A 26,078-nucleotide genomic window follows, 5' to 3' on the forward strand; every position below is an offset into this window, starting at 1 on the left:
GCTATTACGTCTGTTTTACTAGAAAAAGAGGCTGACCATGTTCCACCAGTTGACCATTTTCAACCAACACTTCTACGATCTCTCCCTCCATTTCCGCTTCAATTTCATTGAATAATTTCATCGCTTCAAGGATGCAAACTACAGTAGGTTTATCAACTTTATCCCCTGCCTTTACAAATGGAGGCGCATCCTCTGCTGGAGCTCTGTAAAACGTACCGACCATGGGAGAGACAATTTTTGAGAGGTTTTTTAATTCCTCATTTTTTGCCAGATTATGTACCTCAGTAAGGGTTTCGCTTGTTGCCGCAACTTGAACTTGTACTTTTGAAATCTCCTGTTTAGATGGTATTTCAGTAGTTGTGTCAGTAACCGTGTTACTGGTCTGATTCTTGGAAGAGTTAATCTGCTGAGGAACTGTTTGTGAGGTTCCTACATTTCTAAAAATCGAAATTCTCGAATCGCCTTCTTCGATCTCTAAAACCTCAATGGCAGAATTATCAACCAGCTTAATCATTTCTCTGATTTCTTGGATTTTAAACATTCTTTTCTCCCCTTTTTAATAAATACATAGAAAAATTACTTCTCTATCTGTAATGGATTGGTCTCAAGAAATTTTGTGGTAAACTGTCCCTTAACAAAGGATTCATGTTCTAGTAATTTTTGATGGAACGGAATGGTTGTTTTGATTCCGCTGATGACAAATTCATCAAGAGCCCTTTTCATACGACCGATGGCCTCTTCCCGATCTTTTCCCCAAACGATCAGTTTGGCTGCCATCGAATCATAGAAAGGAGAGATTTCACAGCCTGGATAGATAGCACTATCCACTCTTACCCCATAGCCCCCCGGAGGCAGGTACATTTCAACTTTTCCTGGAGAGGGCATAAAATTCTTTGCCGGATTTTCCGCATTGATCCGGCATTCGATGGCCCAGCCGTTCATTTTAATATCACTTTGGTTGAAGGACAGCGGATAGCCTGCGGCAACCGAAATTTGTTCTTTAATTAGATCAATTCCCGTAATCATTTCTGTAACTGGATGTTCTACCTGAATACGGGTATTCATTTCCATGAAATAAAATTGACCATTTTTATCTAACAAGAATTCAACCGTACCAGCACCATGGTAATGAACTGCTCTAGCAGCAGCTACTGCTGCAGAGCCCATCTTTTCACGAGTTACCTGTTCAAGTGCTGGCGAAGGGGCCTCTTCTACCAGTTTTTGATGGCGACGTTGGATGGAACAGTCCCGTTCACCTAAATACACGACGTTTCCATGTATGTCCCCGATGATTTGAATTTCAACATGTCTGGGTTCTTCAACATATTTCTCGAGATATACGCTACCGTTTCCAAAGGCTGTTTCAGCTTCTTTCTGTGCTTGACGGATCGCTTTCTTCAAATCCTCTTCATTTTCTGCTACTCTCATTCCTTTTCCACCGCCGCCAGCTGTTGCCTTCACGATAACGGGAAAGCCAATTTCCTTAGCGATGGCAACTGCTTCTTCAAGATTTTCAATTAAGCCATCTGTTCCAGGAACGGTAGGCACTTCTACATTCTTCATGGTCTCTCTAGCGACCGCCTTATCACCCATTTTTCTGATTGCTTCTGCCTCAGGCCCAATAAAGGTAATGTCACAATCCGCGCAGATTTCAGCAAAAGTTGCGTTTTCCGCTAAAAAACCATAACCTGGGTGGATGGCATCAGCATTTGTTAGTAAAGCAATGCTAATGACATTAGTCATATTCAAATAACTCTCTGCAGAAGACGTAGGTCCAATACAATAGGCTTCATCCGCCATTTGTACATGAAGAGCTTCTCGATCGGCTTCAGAATAGACGGCAACAGTTGATATTCCCATTTCCTTACACGCCCTAATCACACGGACAGCTATTTCTCCTCGATTAGCAATAAGAACCTTTTTAAACATGTCCAAGTTCCTTTCCAACAGTTATTTTATAAAGGGGTTGTCCATAATCGATGAGCTGACCCTCTTCGGCGAGCACTTCAGATATAATACCGTAATAGTCTGAAGTAATTTCAAACTTTAAAAGGAGTCCTTTTACCGAGCAATGACCAAGTAAGGAATCGATTTCAACCTTGTCCCCAGGTTTAACTATCGATTGAAAAGTCCCAACATTCATTGAGTGGAGCACTTGAGACTTTGGGTTATCATCTGGTTCACTTACGCATACATCAGAATGATCATTGGTTTGCTTATCGACTAAATTTAAAGATTGAGTTGATGAATCGCTAAAGGGATAAACGGGAACATCGTCCACTTTTTTAAGAAAAACTCTGAGACCTCCATTTTTCACTTCTAGTGTTTCGAGAGACGATTGATCTACCAATCTTACCAATTCTCTTATTTCAAGCATTTTTACCATAGGTTGCACCTCTACATATTCGTACTAAAACCATTATTAATTTGTTTATTTTTATTATTTTAACTTTTCAATCTATTAATGTAAATTACACTAAAATCAATATTCATTAACTAACGGTTAACTATATATGAAAATGGATTTAATAATGGTGAAAAGAAAACAAGAAAAAAATATAAATTTAAAACAAGTGTAATGAAATGCTCCATAACTTATTTTAAATCCGAAGATAAAAGAACTCATAAAACCTAGTATAGTATCCATTCATTTACAAATAATTAGAATATCAATCTTAAAATGTTTTCTATGGGAGTAGTCATGTCGAATAATCTAAAATCAGAAAAGACAAACATCGAAAGAACCATTGAGAGAACCGTCGATCAAAATATACAAAAGATAAAAGAACGATTCTCTCACACATTCGACTTACGCACAAGAACCCTTATTTTTAATCATAGACGAATATGTATCGTCTATCTCGACACCATCGCCGACAAAGGGATTATCAATGAACGAATCATCAAGCCGATTTGCGAGTTAAAAGAAGGAGATCTGTTAATAGACCTTCCCATCTCCAACATTGAACTCACAAACGACTTCAAAAAAGTAGAGGAAGGGCTTAGCAATGGGAACACTGTTCTGTTCGTCGAAAATATGCGGGAATCCTATATCGTCGAGACCGATAGTTTTCAAACCAGAAGTTTGACAGAGCCCATGTCGGAAAAAATAGTCTATGGATCCCATGACGGATGTGTGGAAAGCATTTTAACCAATATCAATACCATCCGAAAACGGATCCGTTCTTCCGACTTGAAGACCGAAATTTTTCCGATTGGTGAAACCATTAGCACGAATATTGTGGTCATTTATATGGAGAATTTAGCAAGTGCGGAACTTGTCCGGACCGTAAAAAAACGGATCAGGTCTATTAAAATCGGAAACGGACTGACCTCCGGAAAGTTGGAAGAATTCATCGAGGACAGTTCCATTTCCATCTTCCCGCAAATCTTGAAGACTGAACGCCCCGACCGAATTACCGCCAATCTTATGGAAGGAAGGGTCGCCGTTATGGTGGAAGGAGATGCAACCACCTTGATCATGCCTGTCACCTTTTTTTCTTATTACCAGTCACCTGATGATTTCGATGTAAGGACGATTATCTCATCTTTTTTGCGCATCATCAGGCTTGTCGGTTTTTTCATGAGTGTCACTCTGCCTGCTCTATACATCGCCATCGTGTCGTTTAATTATGAAATCATCCCGATTGACTTGGTGACAGCGGTGAAGGGTAGCGTTGACTATGTCCCCTTCCCACCCATCGTCGAAGCCTTCATCATGCAGCTCATTTTGGAACTCTTGAGGGAAGCGGCAATTCGACTTCCGAGCTCCATTTCACAAACCATTGGCGTGGTAGGTGGACTCGTTATCGGAACCGCCATTGTACAGGCTAATATCGTTTCCAACATCATGGTCGTCATCATCGCATTGACGGCAATCTCATCCTTCGTCAATCCCATTCACGAAATGAGTTTTTCCATGAGGATATTAGGATTTCCGATGATGATTGCAGCATCAACTCTAGGAATTGTGGGAATTACCCTCAGTTGGACATTCGTACTTATGCATTTAATCAAACTGAGGTCGTTCGGTGTTCCTTATTTTGCTCCGGTAGCACCGATACGTTTTTCCGATTGGAAGGACACCTTAATTCGTAAGCCTATTTGGATGATGAAAACGCTTCCAACATCTACAGATTCAAGCGGACAAAAACTGTCAAGCGGGAAGAAAGAGTGGAAAGAGGATGAGTAAAGAACATTCGTCCATTACACCGTTCCAGCTTTTTTTCTTCGTTGTTAAAGCAGAACTAGGTGTCGGCATCCTCAGTCTGCCAGCGGCGGTTTATGGTTTTGCCAAACAGGATGGATGGATATCGATTCTCCTTACTGGGTGCTTTTGCATCTTATGCATACTCCTTTATTCGTTATTGTTCAATCGGTTCGAAAACATGAATATCCTAGACATTTGCCGTTATCTTTTCGGGAAATGGGCCATGAAATTGTGTGCCGCTGCCTATGCCATCTATTTTATATTGGCTTCCTTCATTATCAGTTTCGGATACATGGCATCGATGCGCAGATGGATTTTATTATCGACACCTCAATGGCTTGTGTTTTTAATCTTAATGATGTTTGGCTTATATTTCGGAAAGGAAAGTCTGAGGAATGTAGCAAGCTTATGCCAATTCGCCTTTTGGTTTACATTTCTTCTCTTCTTTTTTTCCTTAGGAGGGTTTAAGCATGCGGATTGGAATTACCTGCTGCCAATCCAAGAAATCAAGATCATAGATATCATGAAGGGGGTCTATGGATCCATCTTGTCTTTTTTTGGCTTTGAAAGCCTCTTGATCATCTGGCCCTTCGTGAAAGGGGTAAACAAAAAAAAGATAAAGGCAGCGATTTTCTCCACTTTATTTGTGACGTTTACCTTTTTATACATCACCATTTTATGCACGGTCTATTTTAGTGGAAATGAAATCAAAACGATCGTAGAACCCACCTTGTTTCTGCTGAAGTCCTTGACGTTATACGGGATCATCGAAAGGCTGGACCTTATCTTCCTATCCGTTTGGGTCATCATGTCGATCGCCTCTTCAATCATCTATTTACATTTAGCCAATTCGGCCATGGGTTATTTGTTTGAAGAAAAGGAAAATAAAGAAAAGAAAAATAAAAAAAACATCAACCGAATCATGTTCATCATCGTTTTTTTACTTGGAGGATTCCTCCCGCAAACGAAAGGGATTATTGATCCGTTAACGAAGATTTTCAATTTTTCCGCCATATTATTTGCCATCGTCATCCCTTTGTACTTATTGGTGCATTCATTCCTATTCAAAAAGAAAAGACTGAACGAGAGGGAAAGTCATGAATAAAAAAACCATTCCGCTGTGCTTATCTGTAATATTGTTAGCTGGATGTTGGGACCAAAATCCCTTGAGAAAAAATGTGGTGGTCGTAGCGGGAGCCTTCGATAAAATAAATAAAGACAATATATTAACGACCGTAGCGCTCAGGAGTACCAGACAAATTTCAGGGGGTGAAAACGAAACTGTAAACAGCATCGTAAGCGCTTCAGGTCATACCCTAAGGGATACCCGAATCAAAATCGATAAAAAAACGGTCGGTAATTATTCTCCCAATAAAATACGCGTTATCCTAATAGGAGAAGAATTGGCGAGGGACCCTATTACACCCCATTTGGATGCATACCTAAGGGATCCGAAATTGACCTTATCCGCAAGCGTCGTTGTCACAAAAGGAAAAGCGGGAGAAATCATTAAACTAAATAAATATCAGAATAAATTAATCGGGGAGGCGTTGACCAAATTACTCGAAAGCGCGGAAACCATTTCCATCATCGCCCACGAAAATCAGCAGACCATCAAAAATAAAATCAGCGATGAAGGAAAGGACTTCGTTCTTCCGTATCTTGAATTAAAGGATAAAGATATCGTTTTTACGGGGGTTGCCCTGTTTCACGGCGACCGTTATACCGGCAGAACATTAAAAGAAGAATACCCCGAACTTTTATTGTTGATGCAAAATAAACAACACAGAAATACAAGATTAATGGTACGTTCCGGAAAAGAAAAAGAACTCAAAAATTACATCTCCTATACTTCAAGAAAATCGAAAAGAGACATCATGATCACAACAAAAGGCGGAAAGCCGCGTGTCACATTGAGTTTTAACCTGACCATCGAAATAAACGAATATAACGGAAAAAGTCTGCGAAGTCAAAAAGATTTGGATGAATTGAACCGAATCATTTCTCGAAGAATTGAAAAGGAGATGGACACGGTCATCCAAACCTTACAGGAAGCGAATTGTGATGCATTGGGACTCGGAAGGATGATGATCGCCCATCATCCAGAAACATGGAATAAAATGAATTGGGAAAATGATTACCCCCTAATCAATATAACATCTCGTGCTAAGGTGAAAATCATCAACAGGGGACTCATCTACTGAAAAATGGATGAAAACGAATAAAAAAACTAAGTAATAAGATGAAGGGGTGAAATCCCCTTCATCAAACTTGAATTCAATTTAACGATTGAAGTGGGATAGTAGGATTTCTGTTTTCACCTCACAGATTTAGATTTATTTAGTGGCCCTTCACTCATTAATCTTTGAAAAGATCTTTTGCAATAATGTTCTTCATGATTTGATTGGTTCCAGCATAAATAGCTGCAACAGGAATGTCCCGGTACCTGCGGGCAATAGGATATTCTTCCATAAAACCATAACCACCATGAAGCTGCATACATTCTGCTGCTGTACGTTTGGCCATATCGGTAATCCACCATTTCGCCATGGATACTTGGGTAACGACATCTTCTCCATTCATATGCTTGATAATAAGATCGTCAACGAAATTACGACCCAATTTAATCTCAGTTGCCATCTCGGCAATCTTAAATTGTGTATTTTGGAATTGACTAATGGACTTGCCAAAGGCTTTTCGATTTTTCACATAGTCAACTGTCATTCTAAGCATTTCTTCAGCGCTAACCTGAGCTGAAATCGCTATAATCAGCCTTTCCTGCTGGAGTTTGTTCATCATATAATAAAAGCCTTTACCCTCTTCGCCCAGAAGATTGGTTACTGGAACACATGCATCTTGAAAAATCAATTCTGCAGTATCTTGACCGTGCAAACCAACTTTATCCAATTTTTTTCCTCTAAAAAAGCCAGGTGTACCTCGTTCAACCACAATCAAGCTAATCCCTTTGTAGGCAGGAACGGCATTTGGATCAGTTTTACATGCCACTACGACTATATCGGAATGTATTCCATTCGTGATAAACGTTTTTTCTCCATTTAGGATATAGTAATCCCCTTCTCTTTTGGCCGTGGTTTTAATATTGGCGAGATCCGATCCAGCCCCAGGTTCGGTCATGGCAATGGCCGTCACCTTTTCACCGCTCACGCAACCAGGAAGCCAACGCTGCTTTTGTTCCTCCGACCCATATTCAATTATGTATGGTACAACGATATCATTGTGTAATCCTAAACCTATTAAACTTGTACCTACACGTTCTAATTCTTCATTAAAAATGACTGAATACGCAAAGTCCGCGTTCAAACCACCATACTTTTCATCCACATTCGGGCATAAAAACCCCTGATTTCCAAATTTCCTCCAAAACTCACGAGGAATAATACCCTCACGTTCCCATTGGTCATAATAAGGAACAGCTTCTTTTTCTAAGAATTTTCGAACAGATTCTCTAAAGATTTTATGTTCATTTTGAATATAGTTAGCTGCCATCATCTCTGCCCCTTTTTTATTTCGTTTGCAAATCCACTAAAAACTTACCTTATACATCGTAACTACTACAGCACCGCCAAGGCCTAGGTTATGCTGCAGGGCAACTCTCGCATTTTTGACTTGGCGATTGCCAGCTTGTCCTCGTAATTGCCATACCAATTCGGTACATTGCGCCAAACCTGTTGCACCGAGAGGATGGCCTTTCGACATTAGACCCCCAGATGGGTTAATGACAAATTTGCCGCCATAGGTATTGTCGCCATTATTAATGAAGGTTTCTGCTTCACCTTCTCCACATAAGCCCAAACCTTCATAAGTGATGACCTCGTTCGGTGTAAAACAGTCATGTAATTCAATAACATCTACATCATCAGGTCCGATGCCTGCTTTTTCATATACTTCTTTTGAAGCTCTTCTAGTCATTTCAGCTCCGACGATATGAATCTCATCTAAATATGATTCAGCTGTATCGGTAGCCATTGCTTGTGATACAATCTCAACTGCATCCTGAAGTCCATGTTTTCTTGCAAATTCTTCACAACATACAATTGCAGCAGCTGCCCCGCAGGATGGAGGACATGCCATTAATCTTGTCATGTATGGCGGATAGATGACTGGAGAATTTAAAACTTCTTCCACGGTTAGTGGTTTATTAAAAATGGCATATGGGTTATTGACAGCGTGGCTGCGTGTTTTAACTGCTACTTTAGCAAAAATGTCCGGATATGCTCCGTATTTACTGATATACGCACTGCCCGCTGCACCAAAGATTCTTGCTGCACCAATATTGGAAGGAGCATCAGGGTCTAATGTATCTAAGCGATCTGTAAATGACTTTAAAGGACTAGTTCTGTCTCCCCACACATCTGACAATGGACCTGGCTTCATTTCTTCAAAACCAAAAGCAAGTGCACAGTCAACTACTCCAGATTGTACTGCTTGACGAGCTAAAAATAATGCTGTCGAACCAGAGGAGCAGTTATTGTTTACATTGATCACTGGAATCCCTGTCATTCCTACCTTGTAAAGAGCAGCTTGTCCAGAAGTACTGTCACCATAAACATAACTAGCATATGCCTGTTTAATTTCTTTGTAATCAATCCCAGCATCTTTAATTGCACCTAAGATTGCTTTAGAAGCCATTATTTCATACGGTTCCTGTGTTCCAGGTTTTGTAAACTTTATCATATCGACGCCAATAACTTTTACACTGTTTTTCATTTTACTTGCTCCTTTCTAATTTTGTTTATCACACAAAATTCATAATATTTACTTTATTTTAACTTTTGCCAATAATAGTGTAAAATACAAGATAGTTATCTATTGTTAATTAACAGTTAAATCTTGGAGGGAATTCTATGCATTTTGAGCAACTACAATATATAGCAGAAATCGGTAAACAAGGGTCTATTACAACGGCTGCTGAAAAACTTCATGTTTCACCACCTGCTATCAGCAAATCGATCTCGAACTTAGAAAAAGAACTCGGCATTCAGATTTTTAGACGCTCAAAAACTGGTATGGTTCCGACACAACAAGGGAAAGCCGTTATCAAAAAAGCATATGAAGTCATCTCAAAAATTCATGAGTTAAGAGAAGAAGCGAAGTTACAAGAAACATTGGCTAAAACCGAGCTAAAGATTTCTTGTCTACCAGGTTTGACTTATTCTGCCTTTAACTCTTTATTGAAACTTCAAATCGATTTTCCTGAGGTTATAGTGGAAATCCAGGAAGATGATTTAAGAAAAATATTTAAAGATGTTAAAACTGGAAAATGTGATATCGGAATAATCGCCTCTAATAATATTGAATTAGAGGAAGAACTAGACTTAGTTTATAAAGAATTGGCTTTAGGAAGTCCATGCATTTTGGTTGGAAAGAACTCTCCATTTGCATTCCATGAATATGTAACTCCAGACGATCTAAAAAATGAATGTTTGGCCACCTACAAAGGCGATTTAATGAAGTTCTTGCTGAAATCCTATTTTTCCAAGAACCGAGTAGTTATTAGCAGCAACAATGTCGAAATTATCCGGAAAGCGATTATTGAAGGAATGGGTATCGGGATTGCCTTTGAAGAAATATTTAAAAATGATGCAGATGTTCTAAACGGAGATATCCTTATTATTCCATTGAGAGATAGTGATCTACTAATTAAATCTATTTATTCCATTCATGCAAATGACAAACCCCTTACCCCCCCTGCCAAATTATTTTTGAAATTTGTTCAGGATTATTGGGGCTGATGTGATGTCGTTTACTTTGACTCTTTTGTAAATTCTAGTCAGGAAAGTTATATAGAATAATAATACTGCAAAAATAAAATAACCTTTGCCCTTTAGAATTTAGGGCAAAGGTTATTTTAATTATTCAGGATCCTATTGAACTAATTATTGAATCTTTAATTCTTCCTTGATGTCTTCTACTGATTTGGATTTGTATTTGCTCACTGCTTTTGGAGCGTTTGTAACTGTTGGGTTTTGAATGCCAAAGTTCTTTTCTACAAAAACGAAATCTTTCGCATTAACAGTTCCATCAAAGTTAATGTCTGCATTACGGTTGTTTGTGCCCCAAGCGGATTGGATAGCTAATGCATCATTAATATCGATTACATTGTCTTTGTTTACATCACCAGCTGCTGCAATTGCAAAGGTTTCAGTTCCTAATGTTTTAAGCATTCCATAATCAATACCATCCATTGTTCTGTAAGCGTGATTATTTTCACCGTTAAACTTATCGTACATTGTGAAATGACCTGGAATATCTCGAACAACAGTCATTTGTTCATGTGTAACAGGTAATCCAGTTGCGTAAATTTGACCTAGTTTATCAATGATTGCTGGGTATGTGTTTCCTTGGTTGTCTTGGATTGTTACTTTGGCTCCTACTTTTGTGTAGTCTTTAGAATAATCCCATGAACCATCTTCTTTAAATAATCCTTGTGTTTGAACATACCCTTTCACAGAAGTGAAGTTTGATAAAATCGCAATTGGTGTAATATAAGAGAACGGCTTTGTCACAACGTTGTTAACGTTTGTAAATGTTGAAGTAATCGTTCTAAATCCAGCATCTGAAACATCTTTGATGTCTGCAATTTTAACTGTCACATCAACCATTGGTACATCTCCTGATACACCATCAGCAAATGTAACATTTACATCTGATTTAACATTAGTAGTACCGAGTAGAGTTGTTGTTGTTGTTAATTTCCCGCCTAACGCTTGTGCCGCTGGGTTTAGTTTAATGTCTACAATTTTTGTATCAATTGAACTTGTCACGAAGCTGTATGCAGCTTGTTTTACCTTGTCTACGTTGTTTGCATTAAGAGTAACTGTCATTTCATCACCAATATGAGCGGTAACTTGATTTAATCGAGTTTTTGTATTCACTGAACCGAAAACGTATGGTGTTGTGTCTTTTACGAAGAAATATTGTTTCTTTCCGTAAGAGTTACCTGCTTGATCACCGCCGATAAACCAAATCTTTGATACTGGTAAACTTGGTTTCATGGCAACTGCATTATTAACATTTCCATTTTCATCTAAAGTAAGTTGTCCGTTTATTGCATTCAAAGGACTATTATCAGAGTACTTAATTACGTTTAAACCTTGGTTAGCTTCTTTCGCATCAATGCCAGCCGCTCTCATAGCGTCGATGTTTTTGTCATGAATTGAAGCAGTAAGTCCAAGTGTTTGTTGACCGTCTTTGTATTCAACGAACGGGTTGCCTTCTTTTTCGCCTTCTACTTTAAGGTCGAATTTATCAGGCATTGTGTTATCAACGAAGATATCTTGTGAATCGATATACGTTGCTCCATCAGTGCCATAAGCAATTAATTTAAGTTTGTAATGACCTTCTGGTGCAAGGACTGCGTTATTGTTGATTAGTGTTTCTTCTTCATTTATGAATGGTTTGTAGTATCCGCCGAATGAGCTAATTAGGTATTCTTTGCCTTCTTCACGACCAAAACCATCAAATGCGGTTGCTAATCCTAAGCCCTTACCGTTTGCGTCTGTTAGAATGATATCAATCCAGTCAATGTGAGACTTTAGTGTGAAATATGTGAAGAAGTTTGGGTAAAATAATGGATTCAGCATATTATTTCGATCACTAGTATGTGAACGTTGGAAATGTCTTACGTTTGCGAATCCTTCTTCTACATATTTTGCTCCGAATGGAAGGCGATATGTTTCAGACGGATTCTCTTGGTTTGTATAAACCACATAACCTTCGTAGATACCTTTTTCAGCTGAGGCTGGAATGGAAAGGTCTACTTTTCTTGAAATATTGCTATTTGCAGGTACTCTAACGATTTTATCTGTAGTAACCGTTACACCGTTTTTCTCTGCATCCTTAGAACCTCTTAAATTAGTTTGGAAAGAAACACTTACATCGAATGTTTTAGCTTTTGTTCCGTTGTTCTCAAACTTTAGAGTGCGAGAATTTTTAACATCCGAGCCAGTGAAAAGCTCTTTACCGAAGCTAAGTGCGCCTGTTGTTTCTTTCACATCTACCAATTGTCCATTAATGCCAGTTTGTGTTTCATCTTTTACTTTGATTTCCATTGTAGAATGAACAGCTTCATAAGGATTTACACGACCTGCACCTTGTTCAAATACGCTGTAATCACCTTTTAACGGGTCAGCTGTATTCATTAAGATTGTTTTTACATCTTCAGGCTGTACATCTGGTTTTGCTTGTAATACTAATGCGGCAAGGCCAGCTGTGAATGGAGTTGCCATTGATGTTCCTGACATACGATCATAAGCATGAGTGTAATCCACTGGATTCGTTTTGCTATGAATGAATCCTGGAACAGTTGATAGTACACCGACTCCTGGTGCTACAACTTCCGGTTTAATATCATAATTGATATAAGAAGGTCCGCGAGAACTAAAGTTTGCTAACCCGTCGCCTTGTGTTGTAATTTGACTTAAATCACTGAATGTAAATGTTGTTTTACCACTTGCGATTTGTTGTTTTAATGCAACTCCATCAGCCATTGTCATGCCGAATCCTGGAATAAAATCTACTCCATCTCCAAAGAAGAACGGTAGAAGTCCGTCAACGTTGTTATAAACAATCGCTGCTGCAGCTCCTTTTTGCTTAGCTATAGAAATTTTCTCGTTAATGCCATTTGTTCCACGTTGTACAAGAACTACTTTGCCCGTTACGTTAAGGTTGTTATAGTCAGATGCTTGACCAACACCCGGAACATTTACAATCGTAAACGTTTTACCGATTAGCGTTGAAAGCTCATCGCTGTAACCTTTTCCTAGCAACCTCATATCAAGATTTAAGTTATCGTTATGACCTTTGATTGTCGGAATTACCGTTGGAACATCGCTCGCACCAACTGTTAATGCTAAAGCTGAAGATCCTGGAGAACCTAAAGTATACATTTTATCTCCGTTGTTACCTGCAGCAATAACTGCTGTTACTCCGCTTAATACCGCATTATCGATTGCAATACTTGTAGCATAAAGTGGATGGTTAATCGCAGAGCCTAATGATAGATTGATAACATCCATTCCTTGTTCTACAGCTTTGTCGATTCCGCCGATAACACTTTCAGCTGTCCCGCCTTGTGGACCAAGAACACGATATACATATAAGTCAACATCTGGGGCGACACCAGTAGTAGCGGTCTCGCTGTTAGCTGTTCCTTGACCTGCAATCGTACCGGATACGTGTGTTCCGTGCTCTGTCACATAGTCTGAACCATTGTTTGCTGGATTAGGTTTTCCGGCTTTAATCCAATCATCATAAGTTGTTTCCATTGGATCATTGTCGTTATCAATGAAATCATACCCGCCTTTAAATACATCTTTTAAATCTGGGTGATTGTAATCAATACCTGTATCAAGTACAGCTACTTTTACGCCCTTACCAGTGAACCCTTCTTTGTGAAGTTTATCTACATTTAGATAAGAACGTTCTGCTGCCATACCTTGCCCGGTTGATTCAAAGTTAGCTTCAACAGGTTCTTCTAGTTTTACAGTTTCATTGCTATAAATGGCTTTAACTGCTGTTGATTTCACTAATTCTTTTAGATTGTTCGCAGGAACCTGTAATGCTACTCCATTGAAGGCGCTTTTGTATTCACGGTTTACTTTATAAGTTCCTTTTGCTTTAGAATCTAAATCTTTCTTAAAGGTTGCATGATCAGCATCTGCGTTGCTCTTTGCCATATCAGCAGATAGAACTTTCCCTTTTACAGCCGCTTCAAGAACAGCAACTTTTTGTGGTTTATTCTTAAACTCTACGATTACTGACACAACTTCCTCGCTATCAAGATTTACATCTTGCGATAATTGAAGGCCCCTTGCTCCGGACTGTGAATTCTTAAGAGCATCACGTTGTTCTGGAGTTAGGCTGTTCAAAATGTTTTCGGTGTTTATATTTGTGTTCGCATTATATTGCGGAACTTCTTGTCCAATGACATCAAGTGGACTTTCAGCAAATACATTAAATGCTTGTCCTTGAGAAAATAGCATACCAACTGTTAGGGCTCCTGCAAGTATTTTACTAGTTTGTTTTTTATTCATAATGCTTCTCTTCTCCTCACCCAAATGTTTTTTTACAATAAATTTAATTTATAATATTCAGAAATTTCACTACATCACTCCTCTCACAGCATCTATATAAAATTTATAATTCCTAGAATAATATTAATTTTATTTTAACTCCCATTAATTTTAGTGTAAAATACACGATAATTAACTATCGTTAAATACAAGTTAAATTTCAATGGAATTCGGTGCATTTTGAGAAAATACAATACATAGCGTAAATCTGTAAACAACGGTCTACCACAAAGGCAGCAGAAAAACTTCACGCATCACCATTGGCCATCAGCAAAGCGATTTTCAAAAAGTTATAGTGGGAATACAGAAAGATTATATAAGAAAAATAATAAAAGATATTTAAACTGGTATTCTATCAGGGTACAAAAAGGCTATCACCTTAATCAGGTAATAGCCTCGTATACTTTATTTATGAAAATTAATAAAATTGAAGTATAATATTATTGCGTAAAATATAAATATATCAGAACTCCACTGCTTATTCTTTTTATAATCTCTATAGAAATTCTTCTTTTCTTCTATTTTATTATCCTAATTTTTCTTCAGCTATCCCGTCTTTTCTGTTATGAATATTGGCCAGAATCTGAGCTGCTACCGCTGAACTCAGTTTTGCATTAAAAGTACCAAAGGAAGTTATTATGCTTTCCGAGCGCTTACCAGTCAAGAACATTCATAGCAAGGTATTTGAATGATAAAACGGCAGCGAATTCGCTGCCGTTTAGCAAAGGTATGGCATTTTAATCAATTTCTATTCTTGATTTGGCAATCAGTCATCTTTTGTTTTGATTCTATAACATGAACAAGTTCTTCTATAATATCGTTTAAACTCAACATGCTTGTATCTTTTCTTAAAATGATAGAAGTTTTGTATAGTAGAGTTTTTTCTTGTTCACTCATAAATATAGTTTTTTCTTGTTCATACATAAAAATTCCTCCATTTTTAATAGAATGCTGAATTTTAATTTTATACGGTAAAACCCAACTTATTCTTGGAAGATCACGGAATAAAGAATTAATACATTTTCAGAAAGACTATAGATACTTCTTACGGTGCAAGTACACTGAAAAACATTAAACTTATCTACCAGAAAAAATATTGTACTAAATTCAAATTCTAATCTGATAGATTATACTGATTTAAAATTTTTCTATAATCATTATTGGGTGATTCATTAATAAATCGTGTATCTAACTCATTAGCCAAGAGTATAATAAAGTCTTTGCAAAGATTTAACTTAATAGCAGAATTAAATGCTTCTAGCAATTGTTCGGTGCTAAGGTTTTGCATACTTGTCTCACTCCACTTTACGTCAAATACCTTCTTTCAAGTAAGAATATGAAGAGAGAATACTCCGTTGTAAAATGTCATCAGCAATCAAGAAATTAAAAAAGCAGCGTGCCGTGAAGGTGATCTGCTTTTTTTGTGCGATATAGGAAATTTATTAACAAATAAAGGTCTCATCCGAATAAGAATGTGTTTTCCTTTATATATGTACATTATTTACTTGGAGCAACAAGTACACGCACGCTATCTTCCAATCGATGGGCAATATTTTGATGAGTTTTTCTTCCTATTTTTAAAAAGTTGTCTGTGACTGCTTCCCAAGCATTCAGTGCTTCATTTGTATATTCAATGAATGCCTCGCTATTTTGTTCAACAAGCCTCTCTGATCTTTCCATTAACTCAAAGCCCTTGTTAATTGGAGTTAAATAAAGCTCCTCTAATTTACTAGCTGCTTCACTTAATTGTCCTATTAAAGATTCAGTCACTTCTTGAGTAGTTTCATTTGTTTTAATAATAGATTTTTGGGATAACCCTTTACGCAAATCGCTATTAAATTTTGTCGCTTGCTCAAAGAGACCCATCATGGTTTTGCGGTATACACCATTAAACTTTGTTGTTTCCTTGATAGCTTTTAAGTAAAGTTCTTGGCGTTGTGCTCTATATTCTCTTGTCCGAGAAACTGCACCTTCAAACTGATTCCAAAATGTTTCAATAAATGACTCTGTAACATAGCTTCTTTCTTTTTGCTGCTCTACTTTTGGAACCTCTACTTTTGGAACCTCCACATTTTTAACTTCCTTTTTTAGGACTTCTTCTTTTTGTTGAATCACCTTTTGTACCATTTTCGTTCCTCCTCATTTACTTTGTAAATTTCTCTATTTTATCCTCCTTATGAAAAGGAGGTATGTAGAGTTCAAGAAAACTAGAATACATTTTAAAAAATTGATCGAGCATGGATCGGTATCGCTCGAGTTGTCTAGAATGACCCTTTAGGTAGGCTTTACCAACATCAGTTATCGAATAACATCTTTTGGCAGGACCGCTTCCATTTGTTTGCCACTCAGATTTCACTAGTTTGTCATTCTCTAGTTGTCTCAATAATCGATACAAGTTTCCTTGGTCAAGCGTATGAAAACCGAAAGCTTGAAGCTTTTGATTTAGTTCATAGCCATGAAGTGACATCCTACTAAGAAGCAATAATATAAATGGAAGGATAAAGTTCTTAGATGGAGTAACATTATTTTCATTTTTAGAATTCATCATGACTACACCTCAACAAAATTACTATATATGTATTTTACACATATAGGTCGCATTTAGTCAATTGCATCTAAACAATAAAATAAATAAAATTTAATAATGCATCTATTTTTTGACTATTAGGGGTGTTAGAAAATGATTTGACGAAATGATTTATACGGACCACTCGAGTACAATACTAAAGTTAGTATCTGAAGAATTTGCCTCTACTTTCGCGATGGATGTATCCTTTACCCACAATTCTTCTACATTAAAGGAGGAGTTTACTTGTATTGAAATAGATGTTTCTTGCTGGAGACCTTTTTTATATAGGATGGGTGTGTTCAAAGGATAAATTAATATCCGAATCGTCAAAGCTTTTTCTCGCAAGATTGAAAGAAGACCTTTCTAAAAGCTAAAACCTAAATTGAGTCTATTTATTTTAACATCTTCACTTTTTTTCTATATTTTTAAGCTACTAATGAAGCAAACAATCCTCACTTTAATTAGTGAATATTGTTTGCTTCATTAGCTTGCTTATGATCATTTATAAATGACTACGAAACGATCTCTTATAACAATCTCATCAATAATAACCATAGATCTAAATTTAATATCTAGAATCTGCAAATCTTTAGCTTCTTTTAACCAGCAGTTTAATTCTTCTGTTTCCTCAAATACCTTCACTTGAATTACTGAAACAATATCATTACATAAACCCATCTAAATCCTCCAAAAAGTAAGTTAACATGTGTACACAAGACAAATTCCAAACAGTTTCTATGGTTAAACCACTACAAAAACACTTTAACTTTACCTTATCCAGCACTAATTAATATTGCTAAAAGAAAAACCCCTGATGAAATATTTTCATCTTGGGGTGTAAGACAACGCTTCATGTTAGTTTCTTATTAAAGTGGATCATTAGAATACTTTATTTTCTATTTGTACTAACGAGTAATTTCACACTTTCTTCAAGGCGATTTACCAACATTTTATGATTGTTTTTTGCTATCTTCAAATATTCATTTGTCACTTTTCCCCAGACTTTGCGGCGTTCTCGCGAATAACGAACATACGTTTCACTACTTTCCTCGACGTTCTTTTCTAACCGTTCGATAAGATCAACAGTGAATTTAATTGGAGTTATAGCCAATTTCTCTAATCCTTCAGAAATTTCTTCCACTTGCATTATCTGCTGATCCGATATTTGTTTCAATTCGTCAATTTTTGCAAAATTACTGGATAAACCTTTGACGATTTCCCTGCTTGTCTTTCTTGATTCTGTATATAAATCGGAGATTGATTTTCTAAATTCTTTATTAAACTTAATCACATCTTTTACAGACTTAAGATAAGCTTCTTCACTGCTTTCGCGGAGTTTTCTTGCTTGATCCAACGTTTGCTCGTATTGTTTCCAAAGTGTTTCTACATATGGATTGGATACAACTACTTCTTCTTGAGCTTCATCTTTCATTTGTTTTTTTGTTTCTACATTTGGGTTTGATACAACTACTTCTTCTTGAGCTTCGGCTTTCATTTGTGTATTTGTTTCTACGTATGGATTAGATTCAACAACTTCTTCTTGAACTTCAGCTTTAAATTGTGTTTTTACTTCTGGAACTTGTTCCTTTTTCTTTGTCATGGTTTTAGTCATTTTCGTTCCTCCTAATTATCTACATTTCATTTCTCTATGGAATCCTTCTTTTGAAATGAAGGGAAATAGAGCTCAATCATAATGGTATACATAGTAAAGAATTGGTCTAACATAGATTGATAACTTTCTAACTGATTTGCATACCCTTTAAATATGTAGTGACTGCCTATGTATAGCGTCGTTTTGCAGGACCAGTTCCCGCAATATCCCTTTCCGATTACCAGGTTATACCCTTCGTTTGACTATATATGTATTTTACACCTATAGGTAAATTTTTGTCAATGATCGACTCCTATCGACAATTCGGAATTTGTTTAGTGTTTATTTTCGAAATGTGGCCGATACCCCATCAGATCATGAGTTGCACCTGAAATAGATGGAAAGAGGACCTTTCTAACAGCTAAAAGCTTTCTATATTTCTAAACTACTAATGAAGCAAACAATCCTTACTATAATCAGTAAGGATTGTTTGCTTCATTCATTAGATTACCTGTTCATAGATTGGACTCTGCTTATTTAGAAATTCAAGTAATAATTCATTATATCTTTCTTTGCATTCTATGACAGGTGCATGGCCACATTCATCCAAAATGACTAATTTTGCTTTACCTAAGGTCATTAGGTGTGTCTGTCTAGCTAATATTACCGGTAAAAGTTTGTCGTAAAATCCTCCAATAATAAGAGTTGGTACTTTAATAAAAGGTAACATAAATAAATAATTTACACCTATTGTTGCTTTTGCTGTTTTAATATATGTTTCATCCTTTAATAATAAAGCATCTTTTACTTCTTGGATTAGTTCTGGATTTTGATCATATAAACAATTTGAAGCAGCCGCTGAGACTATATTTTCTCTAGGTGTCGATAAAAATTGGTCAATTTTCTTTTTAAGAATCCACTTTGCCCCAGTTTTCGGTAGATATGAAGTGGTATTTGATAAAATCATGGACTTTACTCTCTTTGGAAATAATTTGTAAATTTCCTGTACTATTATTCCACCTAGAGAAATACCACAGAAGTGTGCTGCTTCTATTCCTAATTGATCTAGCAGGCGCATAATATTTTTAGCAAAATTCGGTATCGATATATTTTCTACGTCATTTGATTCACCATGCCCTAATAAGTCAGGAATAATTAACCGATATGATTCTGAAAGCCCATATTGATTTTTCCAGCTTTCTTTTTTACAGCCAAAGCCATGAATCAACACCAATGGTTCGCCTTTACCCATATCTAGATAATGGAACACCAACAACAACAACTCCTTGAAAAAGATAGTGTTATTAGGAAGAGAGTTTTCATAGATAGTTTGTTTTTTAGAACTAACTTCTTAACCGTAGTTCTCTTTTTAGTATTTTTCCAGAGGGGTTTCTCGGAAGGGAAGGGGCCATTTCAAGCACTTTAATTTTCTGATATTTTGCTAGTTTTGAATTGCAAAAATCTAACAATTGCTTTTCGTCAATATCTGATTCAGACTTTAATACAACAACAGCTTTTACTGCTTCCCCCCACTTCTCATCAGCAATGCCTATGACTGCAGCGTCCAGAATATCAGGATTTGTAAATAGAACATCTTCAATATCCTTCGGATATATGTTGACACCACCGCTTATAATCATATCTTTTTTGCGGTCGAGCAAGTAGTAGAATCCTTCATCATCTACTTTGCCCATATCCCCAGTCTTAAACCAACCGCCTGGTAAAAATGATTTTTCCATTTCTTCCGGCAGCTTATAATACTCACTAAATAATCCAGATCCCCGAACGACAAACTCGCCTTCTTCCCCAACACCTACATCTATCCCTTCATCATCAACAAGCCGAACTTGAAAAAAGGCACACTGTTGTCCAACACTGCTTGTTTTACGAATGACATTCTCCGGACGAAGAATAGTAAAAGCACTAGTTTCAGAACATCCAAAAAATTCTGATAAATTTGTCTGAAACTTCTCGATAATTCGCTTTTTAACAGTCTCAGCAAGTGGTGCTGCAGCAGAAAGTAACATCCTTAATGAAGATAGATCAAAATCTTCGAAATCTGGAACCTGTAACATCATCACATATTGTGTGGGTACAAAAAACGCAAACGTTACCTTTTCATTTTGAATTAACGATAACGTATTTTTCGGTTCAAAATCTCTAGTAATAACAAGTTTTGTTTCACACAAACCTAAAAAAAATGAAAATAAATGGCCAACACTATGATACATTGGAACAGAAATCAACACCGTATCACCGTAATTTATTTTCCATTCATTTGCCCCAATTAATGCCCGGTATATCATTGTTTCCTGTGTAAATATAATCCCTTTTGGTAAAGAAGTAGTTCCCGATGAATAGATCATTGCCGCAACGTCTTTCCCAGTCACTTCAATGTTTGGCGGCTCCGTTGATCCGTTGGCAATGAGGTTCTCATAATCAAGGTAAATGGAAGATGATTGTGTCCCACCTATGATGATTGTAGAATTAGGAGTAATTGTATGAAGAACGTCTAAGACCGTTTCGAATGCTTCTAGCTTTTCCTCCTCTACGATGGCATGAGTTGCATCCGAACTATTGACTAATGTGCGTAAATCATTTCCTTCAATCATGTAATTGACGGGTACCGCAACAGCACCAGCTGTTGACAGCGCATACAAAACTTCCACCATTTCAATTCGGTTTTTCATGTACAATACTACGTGAGTTCCTTTTTTTACGCCTGCTTCAATGAGTGAATTGGCTAGTGCATTTACTCTTTCAAACAGTTCCTGATATGTCCTTTTTGTTTCTCCGTAAATTACAGCTACCTCATTTGGTTTGTTTTTCGCATAAATTGGTAACCGTTCATGTAAATTTCCAATCTCCATTTTTCATCTACCTTTCTATTAATCCTGGAACAAACGTGAGATTTTTACCTAAAATAATAAGATTTTAGTGTTTCATTCATTTATTCCCATTAAACTAACTCTTCAAATTTATTTTTCTATCAAAACACCTCCTTCAAAAAACTAAGGTTTCTAGTTTTTACAAGTGAAAATCGCCTTTATTCTGCGAATGTTCGTATGCATACTCCATGAAAACTTTAACCGAATGATTGAACGTGGCCAATCTTTCATCGTTTGTAGCCCCTATTTTCCATCGATAATGCATCTGCTGCATAACGATTGCAATTCTGAAATATGAAAAGGTCAAATAGAAGTGAAGGTAAGAGATATCACGCTTTGTTTTCTTAGCATAACGTTCAGCAAACTCCCTTCGACTGATAAAGTCTGGATGGGCAGTTATACTTGGTATCCCCTGCTTGACTAAATCAGGGTCATCATCCTGATTCCAATATCCTAGAGTTGTTCCTAAATCGAATAATGGATCAGCAATCGTTGCCAATTCCTAGTCCACCACTGCCTCTACTCTTTGAAGATCTGGTGAAACCCTCCATTTAGTCCAAAGCATGTAGAAATAATAGATTCAAAAATCTCTTATTTGTTCTTTAGTTTTTCCTATTTGACTAGGATTCTATTTATGAAGTTGTTCAAGAGGTTTTACTATTTCTTTGTTATGCTCGCCCAGTTCCACTCCGGTATGTTTATATTCGGGTTTAAAGACAGTTGTCTTTATTGGGCAGGCGACTTGTTTTTGGTAGCCCCCTTTTGGCCTTTGAACTTCAACTATCATTCCTCGATTGACAATTTGAGGATGTCCACATGCCTCGGCAAACGAAAGAACTGGTTCAACGCAAGCCTCAATTTCTGCAAAAATAGTTCGCCACTCTGTAAACGCTCTCTTTAGAAAGGCAAGCTGAACTTCCTTCTTGAATTCAACAATATCCTCCATCTTCTCACTAAAGCTAAGTTCAATTAAGTCTGGCCGTTCAATACCTTCGCATAGAAGCTTACGGAATTTAGGTTCAAGACTTCCTACAGAAAAATACCTGCCATCTTTTGTTTCATAATAATCATAAAAGGTACCGCCATTCAACATCGTCCCCTCAAGCTCAGGGTTAATTCCTCCCATCAAATAACTGGCCGCAACAGTAGCATTCAGGGCAAAACTGCAATCGGTCATACTAATATCAATCCACTGTCCTTCACCTGTACGTTCTCTATAGAAGACAGCAGACAATATTCCAATAACCGCATGTAAGGAGCCGCCAGCTACATCTGCGATTTGAATTCCCGCAGGCGCAGGTCCCCCTTTACGACGACCTGAATAACCTGCTACACCAGAAATGGACAAATAGTTGTTATCATGTCCTGGGCGATGACGGTATGGCCCAGTTTGTCCAAAACCTGTGATCGAACAGTAGATTAATTTGGGGTTTACTTCTTTTAAGGCGTCGTAGCCTAATCCCAAGCGTTCCATTACACCTGGACGAAATTGTTCTAATACTATGTCGTATTCAGCAACTAATTTTTTCACGATATCAATAGAATCTGCATTTTTTAAATCTAGGGTAATCGCCTTTTTTGAGCGATTGATATAACCATGATGCACTGAATCTTTACCATCACGTGGATACCCGTCTCTCAAGAGATCAGGCCTTGTAGCTGATTCCACACGTAAAACCTCAGCACCAAGATCTGCTAGCAGCATCGTTGCATAAGGACCAGGAAGCAATGTAGAAAAATCCAGTATTTTCAACCCTTTAAGCAATGTCATTTAATTCACTCCATTCTCACAATTTGTTATATATTTCTTTCGAAGTACCCCATTGATATGGTGCATCTGACATATTACAAAGTGGAAAACTGTGATTTTAATTGCAAATTTATTATAATCTTAGGTTAGATGCGATAATTCCTTTCATGATCTCATTTGTACCTGCAAAGATTGATTGGACTGCGACATCACGGTACCACCTGGCAATCTCGTATTCTTCCATAAATCCATACCCACCGTGCAGCTGCATGCATTCAGATGCTGTTTTCTTTGTTAATGCTGTCGACCACCATTTTGCCATGGACATTTCTGTAATAATATTCTCTTTAGCGATGTGTTTCTCAATAATAGTATCTAAAAACGTACGGCCAATTTGAATCTCCGTTGCAAGCTCTGCAAGTTTAAATTGTGTGTTTTGGAAGGAACTGATTGGTTTTCCAAAAGCGTGCCGTCCCTTCACATAGTTTAAAGTAATTTCTAGCATTCTTTCAGCACTGACAATAGCTGAAATCGACACAATTAATCGTTCTTGTTGTAGCTTAGACATTAAATAATAAAACCCTTTATTCTCGTCCCCAAGGAGATTCTCAACAGGTACAATGGCATCTTCAAAAATGAGTTCCGCTGTATCCTGTGAATGGATCCCCATCTTTTTTAATTGCTTTCCTTTTTTAAATCCTGGTGTGCCTTCCTCTACGACTATTAAACTAATTCCCTTATGTCCAGGAACTGCATGCGGATCCGTTTTACATGCGACCACGAACAGATTTCCTAAAATACCATTTGAAATAAACGTTTTTTCACCGTTGATGACAAAATGGTCACCTTTCCTTACTGCCGTCGTCTTAAGTGCAGCTAGATCAGACCCTGTACCCGGTTCTGTCATGGCAACTCCTGAAATAATTTCACCTGAAACAGCACCAGGTAACCAACGTTTCTTCTGATCTTCCGTTCCGTAACTATCAATGTACGGCATGACAATGTCACTGTGAAGTATAGCACCAGCGCCGGGTCCTAACCCTAATTTAGTAAACTCTTCATTGATTATGACGGAATAACCAAAATCAGCATTTAAACCGCCATACTCTTCACCTACCCACGGGCATAAATACCCTTGCTCCCCCATTTTTCTCCAAAACGATAGAGGAACTAACCTGTCTTCTTCCCATTTCTCTACAAAAGGGGCTGCTTCTTTTTCTAAAAATTTAGCAAATGCTTTTCTGAATATTTGATGTTCTTCTTTCAAATACCTTTTTGTAGAAAGATTTGTTTTTCCAGTTAATGTTTTGGCCATATTTATTACTCCTTTTTTGTTTATTTAATAACATTCCTAATATTCACTTTATTTTAACTTTTCTAAACAATAGAGTAAAATATAAGATAGTTATGAATCGTTAAATACAAGTTAAGTTTAGAAAAGGATATTATACATTTAGAGACATGATCTTTATTAAAACTTCAAATTGATTTTCCTGAGGTAATCGTCGGAATCCAAGAAATGGAAACCAATCAGATATTGAAGGGTGTAAAAAATGGAAAATGTGATATTGGTTTATTTCCGGAGCTAAGAATGACTTTAAGGATGAAATAGACATAACATATGAAAAATTGGCATTAGGAAGTCCTTGCATCTGTGTTGGAAAAAGTTCTCCATTTGCCTTCCATGAGTTTGTAACCCCAGTGGATTTACAAAACGAATGTTTTGTTACATATAAGGGAGAATTTACAAATGCCTTACTGAGAACTTATTTTTCTAAGAATCGAGTAGTTATCCGATCTAACAACATAGAAATCATTAGAAAAGCAATTAAAGACGGAGTAGGAATTTCTTTTGCATTTGAAGAAATATTTAAAAATGATGCCGATGTACAAAACGGTGATATCATTATTGTTCCAATGAAAAATTATTAACTTCTCGTTAAACCAATTAGTTACATTTATGCAAATGAAAAACCGCTTTCGCCCCTTGCCCGCACTTTTTTGAAATATGTTCAAGATTATTGGGAATGATTAAACGAAACCTTTGTTGATTAAATTTTCAAGCAGCCAAGATTTTTGTCATTCATGGCTGCTTTTGTATGTTTTTATATTTTGGTTTTTAAATAGGAAAGTGTTCATATTTCAACAGCACTCTCCTTTTTATTTGCTTCTTAAGATTTTAAATGTTCCAATGCCTTTAGCTAATAGTTTACCTTCACTATTCCTGATTTCCCCTTCGCCCGAAGCAATCTTATATCCTTGATGAAGTATTTTTGCAGTCGCAACAATGATTTCTCCTTCGACTGCCGCGGCGAAATAACTTATATTTAAATTAACTGTTACCAAAGGATCACCTGCAAGGTTACGAATATTCACACCTAATACACAATCAAGAAGTGAAGCGTAAACTCCTCCATGTAACGTTCCATTTAAGTTTAAATGTGATGGAGTTACAGGCAGTTCCAAAATGATCCCCCCATCATCTAATTGAAATACGTCAAATCCCATTGAAGCTTCTAAACTATTACTCCCTTCAAGCCTTTTTTTTAAGTCTGCGACAAACATAGTTTCACCTCATTTTATGCTTATTTTATTTTAATATAATAATTTTCATTTCATTATAACTTTTACTAATAAATCATGTAAATTGGCCCTTAGTTACCTATTATTAATTATCGGTTAAATTTCGGTGTGAATCCATGCAATTTATGGAAAAGGGAAAACACCTCCGAGTATTCGTATTTCTAAATACGATCACATAGAGGTGTTTATTTTTACCTTGAATTCTTGTTAATGCTCCAATTGGACTGAATGATTATTTTATTTGCCCGGAAAACTGGTATAAGTCCAGCTAATTTTTCTAAACAAGTATTTCTCGCTCAAATCGTCTTTCTTTTTTTGAATGGATAGCTCTTCTATGACTTTCTAAAGAATATTCATCTAATTCCGTACGGCTAATACTCCATTTATCAGCAA

23 protein-coding genes and 1 pseudogene are annotated in these 26,078 nt (G+C 36.9%); 5 read left to right on the forward strand and 19 right to left on the reverse strand.

Translation table 11 applies throughout. From position 1 onward, the window contains the following. Positions 1-4: 4 nt before the first annotated feature. Genes accB through ACIFOT_RS04530 form a run of 3 tightly spaced genes read right to left on the reverse strand, consistent with a single transcriptional unit; the run spans position 5 to position 2,386 of the window. Positions 5-541: an acetyl-CoA carboxylase biotin carboxyl carrier protein gene (gene accB / locus ACIFOT_RS04520; protein ID WP_430062176.1), complete on the reverse strand. Its 537-nt coding sequence runs from the start codon at positions 539-541 to the stop codon at positions 5-7. Positions 542-576: 35 nt separating this feature from the next. After that, complete coding sequence (gene accC, locus ACIFOT_RS04525; RefSeq protein WP_430062179.1) at positions 577-1,929, reverse strand: acetyl-CoA carboxylase biotin carboxylase subunit; 1,353 nt, start codon at positions 1,927-1,929, stop codon at positions 577-579. After that, the gene (locus ACIFOT_RS04530; RefSeq protein ID WP_430062182.1) at positions 1,922-2,386 is read right to left on the reverse strand and encodes an acetyl-CoA carboxylase biotin carboxyl carrier protein; all 465 of its coding nucleotides are present in this window, start codon (positions 2,384-2,386) and stop codon (positions 1,922-1,924) included. The genes accC and ACIFOT_RS04530 overlap by 8 nt, the downstream gene beginning before the upstream one ends. 315 nt (positions 2,387-2,701) lie before the next feature. On the opposite strand from ACIFOT_RS04530, the gene ACIFOT_RS04535 reads away from it, so the two are divergent. Genes ACIFOT_RS04535 through ACIFOT_RS04545 form a run of 3 tightly spaced genes read left to right on the forward strand, consistent with a single transcriptional unit; the run spans position 2,702 to position 6,414 of the window. Next, positions 2,702-4,192: a spore germination protein gene (locus ACIFOT_RS04535; RefSeq protein WP_430062185.1), complete on the forward strand. Its 1,491-nt coding sequence runs from the start codon at positions 2,702-2,704 to the stop codon at positions 4,190-4,192. Beyond that, a complete protein-coding gene (locus ACIFOT_RS04540; protein ID WP_430062188.1) occupies positions 4,185-5,315 on the forward strand; it encodes a GerAB/ArcD/ProY family transporter in 1,131 nt (376 codons plus the stop codon). Before ACIFOT_RS04535 ends, ACIFOT_RS04540 begins: the two co-directional genes overlap by 8 nt. Beyond that, complete coding sequence (locus ACIFOT_RS04545; RefSeq protein WP_430062191.1) at positions 5,308-6,414, forward strand: Ger(x)C family spore germination protein; 1,107 nt, start codon at positions 5,308-5,310, stop codon at positions 6,412-6,414. Before ACIFOT_RS04540 ends, ACIFOT_RS04545 begins: the two co-directional genes overlap by 8 nt. 154 nt (positions 6,415-6,568) lie before the next feature. Here ACIFOT_RS04545 and ACIFOT_RS04550 read toward each other — a convergent pair whose 3' ends face one another. Together ACIFOT_RS04550 and ACIFOT_RS04555 are read right to left on the reverse strand one after the other, a co-directional pair. Beyond that, positions 6,569-7,717, reverse strand: coding sequence for an acyl-CoA dehydrogenase family protein (locus ACIFOT_RS04550; RefSeq protein ID WP_430062296.1), 1,149 nt, complete (start codon positions 7,715-7,717; stop codon positions 6,569-6,571). A gap of 36 nt (positions 7,718-7,753) precedes the next feature. Further along, complete coding sequence (locus tag ACIFOT_RS04555; protein ID WP_430062194.1) at positions 7,754-8,938, reverse strand: lipid-transfer protein; 1,185 nt, start codon at positions 8,936-8,938, stop codon at positions 7,754-7,756. A 137-nt stretch (positions 8,939-9,075) separates the two neighbouring features. Between ACIFOT_RS04555 and ACIFOT_RS04560 the strand changes: the two genes are divergently transcribed. Continuing rightward, on the forward strand, positions 9,076-9,963 hold the full coding sequence (locus tag ACIFOT_RS04560) for a LysR family transcriptional regulator (RefSeq protein WP_430062196.1): 888 nt from the start codon (positions 9,076-9,078) through the stop codon (positions 9,961-9,963). 144 nt (positions 9,964-10,107) lie between these two features. Here ACIFOT_RS04560 and ACIFOT_RS04565 read toward each other — a convergent pair whose 3' ends face one another. The 12 genes from ACIFOT_RS04565 to ACIFOT_RS04620 all read right to left on the reverse strand — a co-directional run bounded on the left by ACIFOT_RS04565 (position 10,108) and on the right by ACIFOT_RS04620 (position 24,417). Beyond that, positions 10,108-14,265: a S8 family serine peptidase gene (locus ACIFOT_RS04565; protein WP_430062199.1), complete on the reverse strand. Its 4,158-nt coding sequence runs from the start codon at positions 14,263-14,265 to the stop codon at positions 10,108-10,110. A 780-nt stretch (positions 14,266-15,045) separates the two neighbouring features. Next, a complete protein-coding gene (locus ACIFOT_RS04570; protein ID WP_430062202.1) occupies positions 15,046-15,228 on the reverse strand; it encodes a hypothetical protein in 183 nt (60 codons plus the stop codon). Positions 15,229-15,418: 190 nt separating this feature from the next. After that, on the reverse strand, positions 15,419-15,592 hold the full coding sequence (gene sda, locus ACIFOT_RS04575; protein WP_430062205.1) for a sporulation histidine kinase inhibitor Sda: 174 nt from the start codon (positions 15,590-15,592) through the stop codon (positions 15,419-15,421). A 209-nt stretch (positions 15,593-15,801) separates the two neighbouring features. Beyond that, positions 15,802-16,431 carry a hypothetical protein gene (locus tag ACIFOT_RS04580; RefSeq protein WP_430062208.1) on the reverse strand — a complete coding sequence of 210 codons (630 nt, stop codon included), beginning with the start codon at positions 16,429-16,431 and terminating at the stop codon, positions 15,802-15,804. Positions 16,432-16,447: 16 nt separating this feature from the next. Then, complete coding sequence (locus ACIFOT_RS04585; RefSeq protein ID WP_430062211.1) at positions 16,448-16,852, reverse strand: helix-turn-helix transcriptional regulator; 405 nt, start codon at positions 16,850-16,852, stop codon at positions 16,448-16,450. Between the two features lie 519 nt (positions 16,853-17,371). Beyond that, complete coding sequence (locus tag ACIFOT_RS04590) at positions 17,372-17,551, reverse strand: hypothetical protein (RefSeq protein WP_430062215.1); 180 nt, start codon at positions 17,549-17,551, stop codon at positions 17,372-17,374. Positions 17,552-17,762: 211 nt separating this feature from the next. Next, positions 17,763-18,485 carry a hypothetical protein gene (locus tag ACIFOT_RS04595; protein ID WP_430062218.1) on the reverse strand — a complete coding sequence of 241 codons (723 nt, stop codon included), beginning with the start codon at positions 18,483-18,485 and terminating at the stop codon, positions 17,763-17,765. 481 nt (positions 18,486-18,966) lie between these two features. Further along, positions 18,967-19,734, reverse strand: a complete 768-nt coding sequence (locus ACIFOT_RS04600; RefSeq protein WP_430062221.1) for an alpha/beta fold hydrolase — start codon at positions 19,732-19,734, stop codon at positions 18,967-18,969. 73 nt (positions 19,735-19,807) lie between these two features. Next, positions 19,808-21,334, reverse strand: a complete 1,527-nt coding sequence (locus ACIFOT_RS04605; RefSeq protein ID WP_430062224.1) for a class I adenylate-forming enzyme family protein — start codon at positions 21,332-21,334, stop codon at positions 19,808-19,810. A gap of 157 nt (positions 21,335-21,491) precedes the next feature. Then, a complete protein-coding gene (locus tag ACIFOT_RS04610; protein WP_430062227.1) occupies positions 21,492-21,851 on the reverse strand; it encodes a hypothetical protein in 360 nt (119 codons plus the stop codon). A 129-nt stretch (positions 21,852-21,980) separates the two neighbouring features. Continuing rightward, positions 21,981-23,123 carry a CaiB/BaiF CoA transferase family protein gene (locus ACIFOT_RS04615; protein ID WP_430062230.1) on the reverse strand — a complete coding sequence of 381 codons (1,143 nt, stop codon included), beginning with the start codon at positions 23,121-23,123 and terminating at the stop codon, positions 21,981-21,983. A gap of 112 nt (positions 23,124-23,235) precedes the next feature. After that, positions 23,236-24,417, reverse strand: a complete 1,182-nt coding sequence (locus ACIFOT_RS04620) for an acyl-CoA dehydrogenase family protein (RefSeq protein WP_430062233.1) — start codon at positions 24,415-24,417, stop codon at positions 23,236-23,238. 299 nt (positions 24,418-24,716) lie between these two features. On the opposite strand from ACIFOT_RS04620, the gene ACIFOT_RS04625 reads away from it, so the two are divergent. After that, positions 24,717-25,034: a LysR family transcriptional regulator substrate-binding protein gene (locus tag ACIFOT_RS04625; protein ID WP_430062299.1), complete on the forward strand. Its 318-nt coding sequence runs from the start codon at positions 24,717-24,719 to the stop codon at positions 25,032-25,034. A 228-nt stretch (positions 25,035-25,262) separates the two neighbouring features. Here the strand turns inward: ACIFOT_RS04625 and ACIFOT_RS04630 are convergent, their stop codons facing one another. Then, complete coding sequence (locus tag ACIFOT_RS04630) at positions 25,263-25,667, reverse strand: PaaI family thioesterase (protein WP_430062236.1); 405 nt, start codon at positions 25,665-25,667, stop codon at positions 25,263-25,265. A gap of 295 nt (positions 25,668-25,962) precedes the next feature. Next, positions 25,963-26,067, reverse strand: a pseudogene (locus ACIFOT_RS04635) (hypothetical protein); the annotation flags it as partial. Positions 26,068-26,078 lie beyond the last annotated feature (11 nt).

This window comes from Neobacillus sp. NRS-1170 (assembly GCF_050468025.1).